16 protein-coding genes are annotated in these 16,697 nt (G+C 45.9%); 11 read left to right on the forward strand and 5 right to left on the reverse strand.

Features of this window, described 5'->3' with window-relative positions; genetic code table 11:
• Positions 1-275: 275 nt before the first annotated feature.
• The 3 genes from gyrB to dnaA all read right to left on the reverse strand — a co-directional run bounded on the left by gyrB (position 276) and on the right by dnaA (position 5,565).
• Positions 276-2,681: a DNA topoisomerase (ATP-hydrolyzing) subunit B gene (gene gyrB, locus ASG34_RS11625; protein WP_055830676.1), complete on the reverse strand. Its 2,406-nt coding sequence runs from the start codon at positions 2,679-2,681 to the stop codon at positions 276-278.
• An 80-nt stretch (positions 2,682-2,761) separates the two neighbouring features.
• On the reverse strand, positions 2,762-3,865 hold the full coding sequence (gene dnaN, locus ASG34_RS11630; protein ID WP_055830679.1) for a DNA polymerase III subunit beta: 1,104 nt from the start codon (positions 3,863-3,865) through the stop codon (positions 2,762-2,764).
• Positions 3,866-4,134: 269 nt separating this feature from the next.
• Positions 4,135-5,565 carry a chromosomal replication initiator protein DnaA gene (gene dnaA, locus ASG34_RS11635; protein ID WP_055830924.1) on the reverse strand — a complete coding sequence of 477 codons (1,431 nt, stop codon included), beginning with the start codon at positions 5,563-5,565 and terminating at the stop codon, positions 4,135-4,137.
• Between the two features lie 338 nt (positions 5,566-5,903).
• Between dnaA and rpmH the strand changes: the two genes are divergently transcribed.
• From rpmH to mnmE, 5 genes are read left to right on the forward strand one after another with little or no spacing between them, the layout of a single operon-like run.
• Positions 5,904-6,038, forward strand: coding sequence for a 50S ribosomal protein L34 (gene rpmH / locus ASG34_RS11640; protein WP_018987191.1), 135 nt, complete (start codon positions 5,904-5,906; stop codon positions 6,036-6,038).
• A 25-nt stretch (positions 6,039-6,063) separates the two neighbouring features.
• Positions 6,064-6,429, forward strand: a complete 366-nt coding sequence (rnpA, locus tag ASG34_RS11645; protein ID WP_235559791.1) for a ribonuclease P protein component — start codon at positions 6,064-6,066, stop codon at positions 6,427-6,429.
• Positions 6,430-6,437: 8 nt separating this feature from the next.
• On the forward strand, positions 6,438-6,647 hold the full coding sequence (gene yidD / locus ASG34_RS11650) for a membrane protein insertion efficiency factor YidD (protein WP_055830680.1): 210 nt from the start codon (positions 6,438-6,440) through the stop codon (positions 6,645-6,647).
• Positions 6,648-6,666: 19 nt separating this feature from the next.
• Complete coding sequence (yidC, locus tag ASG34_RS11655) at positions 6,667-8,274, forward strand: membrane protein insertase YidC (protein ID WP_055830683.1); 1,608 nt, start codon at positions 6,667-6,669, stop codon at positions 8,272-8,274.
• A gap of 43 nt (positions 8,275-8,317) precedes the next feature.
• Positions 8,318-9,700: a tRNA uridine-5-carboxymethylaminomethyl(34) synthesis GTPase MnmE gene (gene mnmE / locus ASG34_RS11660; protein WP_055830928.1), complete on the forward strand. Its 1,383-nt coding sequence runs from the start codon at positions 8,318-8,320 to the stop codon at positions 9,698-9,700.
• Between the two features lie 18 nt (positions 9,701-9,718).
• Here mnmE and ASG34_RS11665 read toward each other — a convergent pair whose 3' ends face one another.
• Both ASG34_RS11665 and cycA read right to left on the reverse strand, forming a co-directional pair.
• Positions 9,719-10,306, reverse strand: coding sequence for a cytochrome b/b6 domain-containing protein (locus ASG34_RS11665; protein WP_082504882.1), 588 nt, complete (start codon positions 10,304-10,306; stop codon positions 9,719-9,721).
• A gap of 23 nt (positions 10,307-10,329) precedes the next feature.
• Complete coding sequence (gene cycA, locus ASG34_RS11670; RefSeq protein ID WP_055830685.1) at positions 10,330-10,764, reverse strand: cytochrome c''; 435 nt, start codon at positions 10,762-10,764, stop codon at positions 10,330-10,332.
• 233 nt (positions 10,765-10,997) lie between these two features.
• Here cycA and mnmG point away from each other — a divergent pair, with 233 nt between their 5' ends.
• From mnmG to atpB, 6 genes are all read left to right on the forward strand, one after another.
• Positions 10,998-12,935 (forward strand): tRNA uridine-5-carboxymethylaminomethyl(34) synthesis enzyme MnmG, encoded by a 1,938-nt coding sequence (gene mnmG / locus ASG34_RS11675; protein ID WP_055830932.1) that lies wholly within the window; start codon positions 10,998-11,000, stop codon positions 12,933-12,935.
• Positions 12,932-13,558: a 16S rRNA (guanine(527)-N(7))-methyltransferase RsmG gene (gene rsmG, locus ASG34_RS11680; protein ID WP_055830687.1), complete on the forward strand. Its 627-nt coding sequence runs from the start codon at positions 12,932-12,934 to the stop codon at positions 13,556-13,558. Before mnmG ends, rsmG begins: the two co-directional genes overlap by 4 nt.
• Complete coding sequence (locus tag ASG34_RS11685; protein ID WP_055830689.1) at positions 13,558-14,316, forward strand: ParA family protein; 759 nt, start codon at positions 13,558-13,560, stop codon at positions 14,314-14,316. The genes rsmG and ASG34_RS11685 overlap by 1 nt, the downstream gene beginning before the upstream one ends.
• A gap of 42 nt (positions 14,317-14,358) precedes the next feature.
• Positions 14,359-15,207 (forward strand): ParB/RepB/Spo0J family partition protein, encoded by an 849-nt coding sequence (locus tag ASG34_RS11690; RefSeq protein ID WP_055830691.1) that lies wholly within the window; start codon positions 14,359-14,361, stop codon positions 15,205-15,207.
• A 159-nt stretch (positions 15,208-15,366) separates the two neighbouring features.
• Positions 15,367-15,759, forward strand: a complete 393-nt coding sequence (locus tag ASG34_RS11695) for an ATP synthase subunit I (RefSeq protein ID WP_055830693.1) — start codon at positions 15,367-15,369, stop codon at positions 15,757-15,759.
• A gap of 28 nt (positions 15,760-15,787) precedes the next feature.
• Positions 15,788-16,663 (forward strand): F0F1 ATP synthase subunit A, encoded by an 876-nt coding sequence (gene atpB, locus ASG34_RS11700; RefSeq protein WP_055830695.1) that lies wholly within the window; start codon positions 15,788-15,790, stop codon positions 16,661-16,663.
• Positions 16,664-16,697 lie beyond the last annotated feature (34 nt).

The following is a 16,697-nucleotide window of genomic DNA, read 5'->3' on the forward strand; positions in this document are numbered from 1 at the left end:
TCTTAAATGAAAGTACAACAGAAATATGACCCGGCAACGGCTCCTTGGTTCTGGATTTAGCCATTTAGAATTATGTTTTTCTATAAGCTAGTCGCGCGTACCGCAAGTGTGACGTCTCCCTTCAAAACCCTAACCAATATCTAAAAGTACGAGTTCATCATTCATCATATTGACGAAAAACTACTTATATCCTCAACAAGAAAAAGGCCCCATGAGGAGCCTTTAACTTATTACCATTTGATCGGATTTTTTATTTGATCAGACGCTAGATGCTGTTAAACATCCAGTGAGCCTACACTCAACGCATTGCTTTCAATAAATGCGCGGCGTGGTTCTACGTTATCGCCCATCAATGTAGTAAAGATTTCATCAGCACTGATGGCATCGTCAATTTGCACTTTGAGCAAGCGACGCACGGTTGGGTCCATGGTGGTTTCCCACAGCTGCTCCGGATTCATCTCTCCCAGGCCTTTATAGCGCTGGATGTTGAGGTTATGTCTCGCTTCACCTAATAACCAATCCAACGCCTGTTTAAAGGTACTGACGCGTTGCTCTTTCTCGCCGCGCTTGATCAATGCACCTTCACCCAGAAGGTTATTCACCAGCTGCGAGGTACGGTTGATCTGGCGGTAATCCCCGCTGCCGACAAATTCTGCATCAATCACACAACTTTGCAGGTTGCCGTGCACGAATTTATTCACCTCCAGACGGTAGGCGCTGGTTTCGGTATCCTGGACCACGATCACTTCGGAACCAATGGCACCGAGGATAGGACGCAATTTACTGGCAGCTTCATTAGCGGTGGCTTCGGTGCTTAAGTCCAGCTCACCCAGGTCTTGAATGGCGCGCAATACGCTTTCATCATACAGGTTGGCAATACGACGGATCACCGCTTCAGTCAGCACCATCTGTTTGGCAATGCTGGTCAGCGCATCGTCTTTCAAGCTTTCACCACCTTCACGGGTCAGCAACTCGGCACCTTTAAGCGCTGAGTTCAGCAGGTATTCATCCAGCTCGTGTTCATCTTTCAGGTAACGCTCATCACGGCCCTGTTTGACTTTGTAGAGCGGTGGTTGTGCAATGTAAATATGACCGCGCTCTACCAGCTCAGGCATCTGGCGGTAGAAGAAGGTCAACAGCAAAGTACGGATATGGGCACCATCGACGTCAGCATCGGTCATGATGATGATACGGTGGTAACGCAGTTTATCGACATTAAAATCCGCTTTGCCAATGCTGGTACCCAAGGCAGTAATCAGCGTGGCAATTTCTTGAGAGCCCAGCAGCTTGTCAAAACGGGCTTTTTCTACGTTAAGGATTTTACCTTTGAGTGGCAGGATAGCCTGGTTTTTACGGTCACGGCCTTGTTTGGCTGAACCACCCGCAGAGTCACCCTCGACCAGGTAGATTTCGCACAATGAAGGATCTTTTTCCTGGCAATCGGCCAGTTTACCTGGCAAGCCCATCGTGTCCATCACGCCTTTACGGCGGGTAATTTCACGCGCCTTACGGGCGGCTTCACGCGCACGGGCAGCTTCTACAATTTTGCCACAGACGATTTTGGCATCGACCGGATTTTCAGCTAAAAACTCTGCCAGTTTGGCAGACACAATCTCAGACACTACCGGCTGTACTTCACTGGAAACCAGTTTGTCCTTGGTCTGGGATGAGAACTTGGGATCAGGTACCTTGACCGACAATACACAAGTAATGCCTTCACGCATGTCATCGCCAGTGGTTTCCACTTTGGCTTTTTTAGCGAATTCGTTTTGCTCGATATATTGATTCAAAGTCCGCGTCATGGCTGTACGCAAACCGGTTAAATGGGTACCACCGTCGCGTTGCGGAATATTATTGGTGAAACATTGCACCGTTTCTGAGTAGCTGTCATTCCATTGCATGGCGACTTCTACCGTCATATTGTCTTTTTCACTGATTGCGTAAAACACTTTTGGGTGCAAAACAGTTTTGCTGCGGTTCATATATTCCACAAAACCTTTGATACCGCCGCTGAATTCGAAGTTTTCTGACTTGCCGGTACGCTGATCGATCAATTCGATTTTTACACCATTGTTCAGGAAAGATAATTCGCGGATACGTTTGGCAAGGATTTCAAAGTGGTATTCAACCAGCACAAAGGTATCAACGGAAGCCAGAAAATGCACTTCAGTCCCTTTTTTGTCAGTAGTGCCGGTAACGGCCAACGGCGCTTGTGGCACACCACGCTGAAACTCCATCTGGTGTACTTTACCTTTGCGGTAAATTTTCAGCCTTAACCAGTCTGACAAGGCATTCACTACGGACACACCCACGCCATGCAGACCACCAGACACCTTGTATGAGTTCTGGTCAAACTTGCCACCGGCATGTAACTCAGTCATCACGATTTCAGCAGCAGAACGCTTGGGCTCGTGTTTGTCGTCTTCCTTGATATCAGTGGGGATACCGCGACCGTTATCAGAAATACTGATGGAATTATCAGGGTGGATAATCACTTTAATGTCGTCGCAATGACCAGCCAAAGCTTCATCAATCGCGTTATCCAATACTTCAAACACCATATGGTGCAGGCCGGAACCGTCTGACGTGTCACCGATATACATGCCTGGACGCTTACGCACTGCGTCCAAACCTTCTAAAATCTTGATACTGTCTGAGTTATATTCTTGTGGCTGTGCCATAACAAAAGTTTCTTTATTTGATTAAAAGACGATTGAAACCAATACATTCCCTGTTTCACGTGAAACAGGGTAATCCTGCATTATATGCGCATTGGCATCACAACGTATTTATAGTTGGTATCGCTGGCAGTGGTGATCAGGCAACTGCTATTGGCATCAGCAAACGCAAACTGGATGTTTTCATCGCCCAGATTGTTCAAGACATCAATCAGGTAAGTGACATTAAAACCAATATCCAACGCTGCTTTGCTGTAATCAATATCCAATTCTTCTTCGGCTTCTTCCTGCTCAGTGTTGGTGCTGATCAGCTTAAGCTGCCCATCGGTGATCACCATGCGGATACTGCGATATTTTTCGTTAGATAAAATTGACGCACGTTGCAAGGCACTCAAAATTGCCTGGCGATTGACTTCAAACGTATTCTGGTGACCATTGGGGATTACGCGGTTGTAATCAGGGAATTTGCCATCGATCACTTTACTGATCAGTTGAATATCACCAAATTCAAAACTAACCTGGCCATTCAATAAATCAATCACTACCGGTGAATCAGATTGTTCATCCAGTAATTTGGTTAATTCCAACACGGTCTTGCGCGGCAGGATTACTTCAGTTTTTTCAAACTCCTGGTCCAGTGTTGTATTGGTATAACTCAGGCGGTGACCATCGGTACCCACTACATGCAACTGGTTACCTTGCACTTCCATCAACAGGCCGTTCAGGTAATAGCGGATATCCTGTTGCGCCATAGCAAATTCAACCTGTTTCAACAGGCGTTTCAGTTCTGATTGCGCCAGGCTGAAACTGATGTTCTGGCCGCTGGCTTTGCTCATTAAAGGATAATCCGCAGCAGGCAAGGTTTGCAGGTTAAATCTGCTCTTGCCTGCTTTCAGGGTGATGCGGTTATCCTGGTTATTCATTTCTATCGTGGTGCTGTCAGGCAATGAACGGCAGATATCCAGTAATTTCTTGGCAGAGATGGTAGTACTCAACTCACCCTCAACGCCACTATTTACTTTTAGCGAAATCTGCATTTCCAGGTCGGTCGCCGTCAAATGCATTTCCTGTTGTTTGATGTTAATCAACAAATTGGAAAGTATCGGTAACGTATGTCTGCGTTCTACGATTCCGGTGACATTGTTAAGTGGTTTTAGCAATACTTCACGGCTGATTTTGATTTGCATGGCCTGACCTAATTAATAACTTTATTTCAATATATAAAAGATAAGAATAATAGTAATGATACGATTATTTGTGGGTAACTTAAAAACCTATTAAAATTCAACCACTTGTTGCACTGTTAGCTTGTGCATAAATTGCGGTTTAAACCTGCATTGTTTGTGCCTGGTATTGTAAACTGAATTTATCCTGGCTTTACGCAATATTTAAACACAGTTCATTCGCATCTTATCCACAGCTTTTGTTTTCAATCTGTTGCTTTAATCCCTGATGACTAATCTCTAATTACCTGCGTTAAAAAACCGATATCTCTAGCGAGTGTCTGGTCATTTAAACGCAATTGTTCAATTTCGTCACAGGCATGCATCACTGTTGTATGGTGACGTCCGCCAAAAGCTTCGCCTATCTCCGGAAAGCTGTGATTGGTTAGTTCCCTGGCTAATGACATGGCTACCTGGCGTGGCCGAGCCACATTGCGTGAGCGTTTTTTGCTGAACATATCACTGACTTTAATCTTGTAATAGTCAGCCACCGTTTTTTGTATGTTCTCTATGGTAATCTGGCGGCCACGCACTGCGATCAGATCACGTAAGGCATCTTTGGCCAAATGTACATCGATGGCATGGCCGGTAAAGTTAGCCATGGCGATAATACGGTTGAGTGCACCTTCAAGTTCACGTACGCTGGAACGGATCTGTTTGGCAACAAAAAACGCCACATCTTCATGCAGGTTGATTTTGAGCGTCTCGGCTTTTTTACGCAGGATGGCTACGCGCATTTCCAGTTCCGGTGGCTCAACAGCCACGGTCAGGCCCCAGCTGAAGCGCGTGCGCAAACGTTCATCCATATCCACGATTTCTTTTGGATAGGTATCACAGGTGATTACGATCTGTTTTTTTTCTTCAATCAAGGTATTGAACGCGTAAAAAAACTCTTCTTGCGTCCGCGTTTTCTTGGCGAAGAATTGAATGTCATCGATCAGCAATAAATCCAGGGAATGGTATTGCTGTTTAAATTCATCAAACGCTTTATTTTCGTAAGCTTTCACCACATCCGATACATAGCGCTCGGCATGCAGGTAGCGGATATTGGCATCCGGTTTAACTTTTTTCAGCTCGTTACCAATCGCCTGTAGCAAATGCGTTTTACCCAGCCCTACTCCACCATAAATAAATAGCGGGTTATAGGCTTGGCCCGGATTACCGGCAACTTGTATCGCGGCCGCACGTGCCAATTGATTGGCGCGCCCCGTCACATAGTTATCAAACAGGAAACTGTTATTCAGCCCGCTGCTCTTTTCAGCTTTTAAATTTTTAACCGGCGCACGGCTAGGCAGTGGTTTCTTTTCTGCAATTCTTTCCAGTGCTCTTGGCGGGAGTTTCGCTGAAGGTTTTTCACTAGTACCAGAATCAATTTTTATAGAAGGCATACCTGCGGCTGGATTCACCAAACCCGGTTCGGTTTGCAAAATGCTGCTATCGACAATCAGTTCAACCACGACTGAGGTGGAGAGTTCGTGTGCAATGGTTTCAATGCGGGTGAAGAACTTGCTTTTCACCCATTGCATCACAAACTTGTTAGGCGCAACAATTTGCACAGCCTGACCATTCACGCGTGCTCGCAGGGGTTTAATCCAGGTATTGTATTGTTGTGCGGACAGTTCCTGTTCGAACTTCAGCAGACAATGCGCCCAAAAATTTTCCATTGCTCCAGTGTTTTTCAATATCATGCAAAAAGCTTACTCCTGCTAGTCAGCCTTGGAGAAGTTTGCGTTTTATTCTTTATAATTGCCAGGAAAGAGTGGCAGAAGTGGGAATCAGAGCTATTCAACTGCATGATTCACGGGGAACATTCTAAACGTTTTAGCATGAGTTATCCACAGCCTGCACCGATAAAAATATAAAAAAAATCATTGACATAGTCTGTCGAAATCATGTTTAATTAAGGGTTTTCGAAATCGGCAAAATTCAGCTGGGAAATCAGCAGAGCCGAAACAGATTTTAACTGCCGGGATTATTCCCTACTTGGCACAGGAGCTAAATAATGAAACGTACCTACCAACCATCTAAAACACGTCGTGCCCGTACCCATGGCTTTCTGGTGCGCATGAAAACCAAAGGTGGCCGTGCAGTCATTGCTGCCCGTCGCGCTAAAGGCCGTAAACGCCTGGGTCTGTAATCCCCGGTATGGCATTGCTTAGTCAATGCATGACATTATAAAAGCCATGACATTGTACAACCTTAGAAAAACGGATGAATTTTCATCCGTTTTTACTTTCAGGAAACGGTTATATGGCGAGTGGTTGCTTGCGAATATAAAACCAAACCAGCAAGCGCAGCACCGTTACGGTCTGGTGGTCTCAAAAAAAATTGCCAAGCTCGCGGTCAGCCGTAATTACATGAAGCGCGTACTGCGCGAGTTGTTAAGAAATCAACCATCACCGGCAACAAGCGGTTATGATGTCGTGCTTCAGGTACGGAAGAAATTTCAGCACGCGGATTTTCCTGCAGTACAACGAGATCTTTCGCTTTTGCTGGTTAAGCTAAAAAAAACGGCTGTTGTTTCCTGATAAATCCGATGAAAATGGTACTGATTACTTTGATTAAGTGTTACCAGTGGGGCTTGAGTCCCTGGCTGGGGCGTCAATGCCGTTTTCATCCAACCTGTTCACACTATGCGATTGAAGCTTTAGAACGCTATGGCGCTGTTAAAGGCTCAAGATTGGCATTGGCACGTATTGGCCGCTGTCATCCTTGGCATCCCGGTGGTGTGGATCCTCTTCCTTGACTTGTAAAAACGAAACCTTATGGATACTCGCCGTTTAATTCTGTTCGTCATTTTTTCTTTCTCCATCATGCTGCTATGGGATGCCTGGCAGAAAGAACACGCGCCTGAAACCCCTGCGACGCAAACTGCCGCGACCCCACAAGGTGCCCCTGCGGATAAGCCGCAAGAAAATGGCGGCTTCAGCCTTAAAAAAGGTGAACGCATTACGGTAAAGACCGATCTTTATTCAGCGGTGATTGATACCGTTGGTGGTGATTTGCGTCAGTTGTCTTTACTTGAACATAAAGCAGATGACAACTCAGGCCCCTATGAGCTGATGAGTGATCAAAGCAAGGAAAAACTCTATGTCGCACAGACCGGCCTGAAAGGTAATGGCCTGCCTACGCATTACGAGACGTTTACTGCAGCCAATACCAGCTATGTGATGCAAGAGAGTGAAAACTCACTTGAAGTGCGTTTGACTGCGCCGGAAACTAATGGCATTGCAGTAGACAAGATTTACATTTTCCATCGTGGCCAGTACCAGATTGATGTGCGCTACGAGATCAAAAACAACAGTGCACAAGCGATTTCTCCTTCAGTGTATTACCAGATTATTCATGACCGTGAATCTAACCAGGGCTCAAAAATGATGCCAACCTTTACCGGTGGCGCCTACTTCAATGAGGCTGATAAATATAACAAGGTCAAATTCGATGACATGGCGAAAAAGGATATCTCCCTTACCGCCAAAGATGGTTGGGTTGGCTTGGTTCAGCACTATTTTGTGAGTGCCTGGATTCCGCAATCCAAAGCAGAACAGAAGTTCTACACTACCAAACTCAGTGAAAGTGATTTTTCAATCGGTACTATTTTACCGGTGGGGGAAATTGCTGCCGGCAGTAGCAAAACAGTCGATGCAAGATTATTCACAGGCCCGCAGGAGCAGGATGCTCTGGAAGCAGCTGCACCTGGCATGGAATATGTGGTTGATTACGGTATTCTGACCATCATTGCCAAACCATTGATGTGGTTGTTGACCCATATATATGACCTGGTCAAAAACTGGGGTGTAGCTATTATTATCCTGACAGTATTAATCAAGGCTGCTTTCTTCAAGCTATCTGCCTCCGGTTACCGCAATATGGCCCATTTGCGTGAAATGGCACCACGCATGCAGGCGTTAAAAGACAAGTTTGGCGATGACAAACAAAAGCTCCAGCAAGCCATGATGGAAATGTATCGTACTGAGAAAATTAACCCTATGGGTGGCTGTCTGCCTATTCTGGTGCAAATTCCGGTATTTATTTCCCTTTACTGGGTATTGCTGGGCTCAGTGCAACTCCGTCACGCCCCTTTCTTCGGCTGGATACAGGATTTGTCAGCGACTGATCCGTACTTCATCCTGCCTATCCTGATGGGTGCGACCATGATTATTCAAACCACTTTGAATCCACCACCTACCGATCCTATCCAGGCCAAGGTCATGAAAATCATGCCGGTGCTGTTCAGTGTGTTCTTTTTCTTCTTCCCGGCCGGTCTGGTGTTGTATTGGCTGGTGAACAATATTCTTTCCATCTGGCAACAATGGGCGATTAACCGCATGATACATGCGGAAACAATTGCCAAAAAAGGGCATGGCAAGTAATCAACAACCGGGTAACGTAAACTTAGGAAATGCCAGTGCAGAAATGACTCCGGCTGGCCTTAAGCTACCAAACCCTCCCCCTATTGATACAAGCACCGAAACCATTGCCGCTATTGCCACCGCACCCGGTGCCGGGGGCATTGGTGTTGTCAGGGTCTCAGGTCCATTATCCAGGCAGATAGCTGAACAAGTCCTTGGTCACTGCCCTGCTCCAAGGCTAGCTGCCTATTTACCTTTTCTGCAAGCTGATGGCAGCCTGATTGATCGCGGCATTGCCATTTATTTCCCTAATCCACACTCTTATACAGGTGAAGATGTACTAGAGCTACAGGCTCATGGTGGTACAGCGCTGATGCAAATCCTGCTGGCGCGTTGTGTAGAGTGTGGAGCACGCCATGCGTTGGCAGGTGAATTTACCCAACGAGCTTACCTGAATGACAAAATCGATTTGGCGCAAGCCGAAGCAGTGGCTGATTTAATCAACGCCGCTACCGCTGAAGCAGCACGCAGTGCCGTTCGATCACTATCCGGCGAATTTTCACAAGCTATTCAAACACTATTGCAGCAATTGATAGACTTACGGATGTATGTAGAGGCTTGTTTAGATTTCCCTGAAGAGGATATAGATTTCATTAGTCAGGGTCGTGTATTGGAAAAGCTGCAAGCCAATCAGCAAACTTTACATACTATCCATACCAAAGCCAGGCAAGGTGCCCTCTTACGCGAGGGTTTAAATGTCGTCTTGATAGGTCAGCCCAATGTAGGGAAATCCAGCTTACTGAATGCCTTATCTGGTGAAGATATTGCTATTGTGACGCCAATCGCCGGCACCACGCGCGATACGATTAAAAACGTCATTCAAATCCAAGGTGTGCCGTTACATATCATTGATACGGCAGGTCTGCGCGAGACTGAAGATATCGTTGAACAGGTAGGTATTGAACGCACCTGGAAAGCCATCGAATCCGCGCAAGTGGCTTTATTGCTGATAGATAGCCAGCATGGCATTGGGCCATATGAAACCAGGATTCTTCAAAAGTTACCAGCTGAAATCCAAAAAATATGGGTACATAACAAGATAGATGTTTCACGTGAAACATCTCGTGTAGAAAATCGAGAAAAAGAGACACACTTGTTTTTATCAGCCAAGACAGGCGAAGGTATTGCTGCCTTGCAAGAAACGCTTCTTAAAATTGTAGGTTATCAACCGGGAAGTGAGGGTGTGTTTATGGCGCGCGCACGACACCTTCAAGCATTGCAACAAGTGGAGTTACATCTGGATTTCGCATCAAAACAAATGCATGCTGCTGAACTGATTGCCGAAGAATTGCGTAGTGCACAGGAGGCGCTGGCATCAATCACCGGCGAATTTACTCCTGACGATTTGCTGGGCGAGATATTCAGCAGATTTTGTATTGGTAAGTAAAACAAATAAAAACCCGCCTTAGCGGGTTTTTTTCTGTCGGGGAAACGGCGTATTTCTCCGGCTGTAGCGTTCATCAATCAGGCAAACGCGCTTGGACCCGGTAATCATGGCCCAGATCAAATTGTCTTTATGAATAAAGCTTTCAAACAAGACACCTAATACATGAATGACAACTACACCTAACCAGGTCCAGGTAACATAGTGGTGTATTACTTTGGCTAATTCATCATCTATGAATCCCCAGCCGCTGTTATAGACGATACAACCTGAACCTACTGCCAAAATACCTAAACCCAGCATCGCATAAATTGCAATTGAACCTACGGGATTATGGCCCACATAATGCCTGGCTGTGCCTTTAAGCAGTTTGAATAGGTGCTTTACTGCCCAGACAGGGTTTAACGGGAAGCTTTGGAAATTGGCGTAGCCAGTAGCGACTACGCCCCAGATAATGCGCGCAATGATTAGGGTGCCGGCGACATAGCCTGCATAAGCATGGTGTAACCTATCCCACATGGAGCTATGGGTATAAAACGCATAAGCAAAAGCCGCCACCAGGGACCAGTGGAATATACGTATAAATGGATCCCAAACGTAGCGTAGCATTCCGTGAGGTTACCCTGGCTTAATTATTTAGTTGGTTTTGTTTCTGTTAACAGATAAGCAATAAAGTTGGCCTTTTCGGCTGGTGCGCAATCTGCGCCTAAAATATCATTGCAGTGTTTGGTAAACTCTTCTTCTACTTTATCAATATCAGTGAAGCGTTTAGTGTTAACACGTGGTGCTAATGGAGGAATTTCTTTATTGGTGACAATGTTCTTACCCACGTTAGCAGGATTGTTGGTGTGGCAGGATGCGCACGCAGCCTCACGGCCACTTGCCGTTTGGAATTTACGGTTAAAAAATATTTTCCCATCCGTAATTGATGGCGCTTTGAACGATGGGTTAACTGACTGCGCAATATTGGTATATTTATAGACCAATTTTTCAGCATTAGTAACATCAGCCAACGCGTTTACAGAAAAAAGTACCCCGAATACAGCAATAATTGTTTTGATTTTCATGGTAAGAGCTCCTTTGGTTATTATTGGAACGAATTTTATTAGTTTTATGTTAAGTAAATATGGCTTGCTTGTAATTGATTTGTATTAAACCGTAATTAATTTGTATGAAATCTGTATTAAAAGCCAGTACATATGTAACTTGGAACTGATTAAGTGTTAATTAAATATCAGTCAGGCCTAGTTTACGCTAAAATCTCATCTCTTTTAAAATCAAATAGTTTAATCACTTTATGATGGATTTTCCTGATAAATTCGATGTGATTGTTGTCGGTGGTGGCCATGCCGGTACCGAAGCAGCGTTGGCAGCTGCACGCATGGGTCAGAAAACGCTGCTGCTGACCCATAACATTGAGACGTTGGGACAAATGTCCTGCAATCCATCGATTGGTGGGATTGGTAAAGGTCATTTGGTTAAAGAGGTGGATGCACTTGGCGGCGCCATGGCTGCCGCCACCGATATTGGTGGTATTCAATTCCGTATCCTGAATTCAAGCAAGGGCCCTGCTGTGCGTGCAACACGTGCACAGGCTGACCGTATTCTCTATAAAGCTGCAATACGCTATCGTCTGGAAAATCAACCTAACTTGTGGCTGTTCCAGCAAGCGGTGGACGATATCATTTTAGAAGGTGAAAAAGCGGTTGGTGTGGTAACCCAGATCGGGCTCCGTTTTCATTCAAAATCTGTGGTGCTGACAGCCGGTACTTTTCTGGGTGGTTTGGTGCACGTTGGTTTACAGAACTACAGTGCCGGACGCGCCGGAGACCCGCCATCTATTTCACTGGCTGCCAGGTTGCGTGAGATTGGACTCCCCGCCGGTCGCCTTAAAACAGGTACCCCACCCCGTATTGATGGACGCACTATTAATTACAGTGTCATGACCGAGCAACCTGGTGATACGCCGGTGCCAGTCTTTTCGTTTTTGGGTAATACAGCACAACATCCACAACAACTACCCTGCTGGATTACACATACCAATCAGCAAACACACGACATTATACGTAGCGGTCTGGATCGCTCACCCATGTATACGGGCGTGATTGAAGGTGTGGGTCCTCGTTATTGCCCTTCCGTTGAAGATAAGATTCACCGTTTTGCAGACAAAGAGTCGCATCAGGTATTTTTAGAGCCTGAAGGTTTGACCACGCATGAGATTTATCCCAATGGTATTTCAACCAGTTTGCCGTTTGATATCCAGTTGTCTCTGGTACGTTCCATCCGTGGATTAGAGGGTGCACATATCCTGCGCCCCGGATACGCCATAGAATATGACTATTATGACCCTAGGGGTTTGAAATCTACCCTGGAAACTAAAACAGTAAATGGCTTGTTTTTTGCCGGCCAGATTAATGGCACTACCGGATATGAAGAAGCTGCGGCTCAAGGATTATTGGCAGGTGCCAATGCTGCATTGTATGCGCAAGATAAAGAAGGCTGGTGCCCTTCCCGTGAGCAAGCGTATTTAGGCGTGTTAGTAGATGACTTGATCACAACCGGTGTAAATGAGCCATACCGCATGTTTACCAGTCGTGCAGAGTATCGTTTGCAACTGCGTGAAGACAACGCAGATATGCGTTTGACTGAAATAGGTCGCAAGCTCGGGTTGGTGGATGATATGCGTTGGGAAGCTTTCAGTAAAAAGCAGGAAGCGGTAGAGCGTGAGCAGGCAAGATTAAAACGTACATTCCTGCAACCAGAAAATGGACAAGCAAATACTTTAAGCCAAAATAAAATTGTTTCACGTGAAACACAATTGGAAGTTTTTGGGAAGGCGTTGGAGCATGAGTATTCATTGTTTGAATTATTACGTCGGCCAGAAATTACTTATCAGTCTTTATTAGACATTGTTCCATCTCCTGAGTCATTGGCCGATGAGGTTATTGAGCAGGTTGAAATTGCAGCCAAGTATCAAGGATATATTGACCGGCAGAATGAAGAAATCGCGAGACAGAAAAATAGTGAACACATTAAGTTGGGTGAGGCTATTCAATATGATGATGTGCATGGCTTAAGTAATGAAGCGCGGCAAAAACTATTGGCGCAGAAACCTGAAACGATAGGTCAGGCCAGCCGTATCCAAGGTATTACGCCAGCAACAATTTCATTACTGTTGGTTTATCTCAAACGCAAGCAGAAAAAACAGAGTCTCTCTGGCGATATCGCTGCTGCATGACAAGTTTGGATTCGAAATTAGCGGAAGGCGTGGTAGCGCTGGGTTTGGAGTCGGTTGTCACAACCGATATGCAGGCGAAATGTTTGGCCTATATGGCTTTACTGCAAAAATGGAACAAAGTCTATAACCTGACCGCAATCCGCGATCCACAGGAAATGCTGGCACTGCATATACTGGATAGCTTAAGCGTGTTGCCATATGTGGAGTCAGGAAATTTGCTGGATGTAGGCAGTGGCGGTGGTTTGCCGGGGCTGATCATTGCAATCACGCGACCAGACGTGCAAGTGACCACCATTGATACCGTGCAGAAAAAAGCCATTTTTATGCGCCAGGTTAAAGCTGAGTTAGGGTTGGAGAATGTGCAGGTGGTGCATAGCCGTGTTGAGGCTTATCAGCCACCCTCACCTTTTGGACAAGTGATTTCCAGGGCGTTTTCAGACATTGCCTTGTTAAGAAGATTGACTATGCATCTAGTGATGCCGCATGGTCGCTGGCTGGCAATGAAGGGGGTAATCCCTATAGAAGAGTTGCAACTCGCCAGTATTATCCCCTCAAAAGTTATTCGTTTGCAGGTGCCAACACTGCAAGCGGAAAGACATTTAATTGTGTTTGAGAATTCATAATGAAAATAATTGCGATCACCAACCAAAAAGGCGGCGTCGGTAAAACAACTACTTGCGTAAATTTGGCAGCCAGCCTGGCCGAACATGGTAAAAAAGTGTTGTTGGTCGACCTTGATCCGCAAGGTAATGCCAGTACCGGTAGTGGAATAGACAAGGCGCATCTAAAAGGCAGTATTTACCAGGTGTTGATCGGCAATAATACTTTGCAGGAGGTCATCCTGCGCGCAGAAGCGGCGAAGTTTGATGTGGCGCCTTCTAACCGTGATCTGGCTGGTGCCGAGGTTGAGCTGGTGAATGAAATGGCGCGTGAAACCCGCTTAAAGAATGCCATTTTAAAGCTCGGCGATAGTTATGAATATGTATTGCTGGATTGTCCACCCTCTTTAAATCTTGTAACGGTGAATGCATTAACTGCTGCGCATTCGGTGATGATTCCAATGCAATGTGAATACTATGCTTTGGAGGGTCTTTCAGACCTGGTCAACACTATCAAGAAAGTGCGCGCTCACTTAAACCCGGTTTTGGAGATCGAAGGTTTGTTGCGTACCATGTTTGATAATCGCAATATGCTGGCGCAGCAGGTGTCTGCGCAACTGGTCAACCATTTCGGTAAAAAAGTCTACCAAACCATCATTCCGCGGAATGTGCGTTTGGCAGAGGCGCCAAGTTACGGCATGCCGGTGCTACTCTATGATCGGGCATCCAAAGGTGCCCAGGCTTATCTTGAGTTGGCCCAGGAACTCATCCAGAAAAATTAAATTTATAAACTTTAAAGACATTCAATACGAGGAATCAGCAGTATGGTGAAGCTCAAAGGACTAGGACGGGGATTAGATGCATTGTTATCCGGTGATGTAGAAACCATCGCTCAATCGGATAGCTTACGCACGTTGCATGTCAGCCAGCTACAACCGGGCAAATATCAGCCACGCTCTTACATGAACGAAGAAGCCTTGCAAACTCTGGCAGACTCCATCAGTACGCAAGGCATTATGCAACCGATTCTGGTGCGCGAGATTGCCGAAGATAAGTTTGAAATTATTGCCGGTGAACGCCGCTGGCGCGCATCGCAAAAAGCCGGTTTGACAGAAGTCCCGGTGCTGGTGCGTGACATTGCTGATGAAGCTGCCCTCGCAATGGCACTGATTGAAAATATCCAGCGCGAAAACCTGAACCCGCTCGAAGAAGCCATGGGTATCAAACGACTGATTGACGAGTTCGATATGACGCATGAAAAAGCGGCAGAAGCAGTAGGTCGTTCTCGGGTGGCAGTGTCAAACTTGTTGCGTTTACTGACACTTACACCTATGGTCCAGGATATGCTGCTGGATAACCAGATTGATATGGGTCATGCGCGTGCTTTAATCGGTGTTGAACCTGCTCAGCAAATTCTGCTGGCTAATAAAGTGGTTCAAGATGGTTTATCGGTACGTGAAGTTGAGCGCCTCATGCAGCAAGCGCCTGGTGCAAAAAAGAAAGCCCAGGAAAAAGTTCAGCCGGATATTGCTACCTTGCAGACTGAATTAAGTGAACAGCTGGGTGCTGGCGTCAATATCAGTGCTAAAACCAATGGTTCGGGTGTGTTGAAACTGAGCTATGCAAATTTAGACCAGCTGGATGATTGGATAGCAAAACTCACCGGTAAATGAATAAAAGTTCCAGCGGAAAGCAAAATTTTATCGACGAAAACGATTTTTCCAGCACATTCAGATAGTTATGTTGTAATGGGCGCTTGACTTCATACGGTGAATAATTCAAAATCTCGCGTCTTTGTAGCAATTTGCCTTGATTTTTAACATTCAAACCCCATGACCACCCCGGAAACCACTCAGTCCGATGCGCAGATGTATCGCAATATGCTGCGCTGGCAGATGATGGCAACTGTAGTAGTGATAGTAGCGGCGGTTTTGATTTCTGGCATTCCAGCAGGTATTTCAGCTTTACTTGGCGGCGCGGCTGTCATTCTGGGCGCCTGGTTTGCTGCGAAAATTGCAGTACGGGCAAAGGCAAAAGCCGACCCGACTGCGGTGTTGCTGAACATGTTGAAGGCTGAAGCAGTAAAAATTTTGATTATCGCGGTTTTACTATTTGCGGTATTCAAGTTGTATCAATCGTTGGTGCCGTTTGCACTGATTGCCGGTTTGGCGGCCGCTGCCCTGTTCTCTGGTGCTGCCCTGGCAAAAGTGCAAACACCCGTGTAGACAAGATTATTTAAAATAGTTTGAGATTATGACAACCGAACACACACAACAAGCCGAGCACGCGTTGACCCCTTCCAGCTACATCCAGCACCACCTGGGTTTCAATGCGCAATCTGTAGGTGATACCAGCTTTTGGACATTGCATGTGGATACGCTGGCGATGTCGGTCATTCTGGGTTTGGTGGTGATGGGTTTGGTCTGGCTGGTTGCTCGCGGTGCCACTTCTGGCGTGCCTAGCAAGGGTCAGGCATTTGTTGAATTGGTATTTGGCTTTATTGATGACCAGGTTAAAAATATTTTCCACGGTGATCGTCACAAGTTTATTGCGCCAACAGCGCTGACTGTGTTCTTGTGGGTATTTGCCATGAACGCCATGGACTTCCTGCCGGTAGATATTTTTGCAAAAGGCATTCATGCACTGGGTTTTGAACACTGGCGTGCAGTCCCTACTTCAGACATTAATACTACATTTGCGTTGGCATTGGCTGTCTGGTTCCTGATGATTTTCTTCTCAATTAAAGCCAAAGGCCTGGGTGGCTGGATCCACGAATTGTTCTGTGCGCCGTTCGGTTCTGCCAAGTTTTTCAAACCAAAAAGCTTTCTTGGCTTTGTTGGTCTCGTTTTAAGCCCTTTGTTGTTCGTCGCAAACTTCGCTTTTAACCTCATCGAATACGTTTCAAAACCACTTTCCCACTCATTGCGTTTGTTCGGCAACATGTATGCCGGCGAAGTTATTTTCCTGTTGTTAGGCCTGTGGGCAGCAACCGGCGTGACTGGCGCAATTGCAGGGGCAATTCTGGGTGCTGGCTGGTCTATCTTCCACATCCTGATCGTGGCGTTGCAAGCATTTATTTTCATGATGTTGACTGTGGTGTATTTAGCCATGGCACATGAGTCGCACTAGTTTTAATTTTTAAGTTTGTAGTTGTTTTTATTTC

Source organism: Methylophilus sp. Leaf416 (assembly GCF_001424665.1).
Classification (GTDB): domain Bacteria; phylum Pseudomonadota; class Gammaproteobacteria; order Burkholderiales; family Methylophilaceae; genus Methylophilus.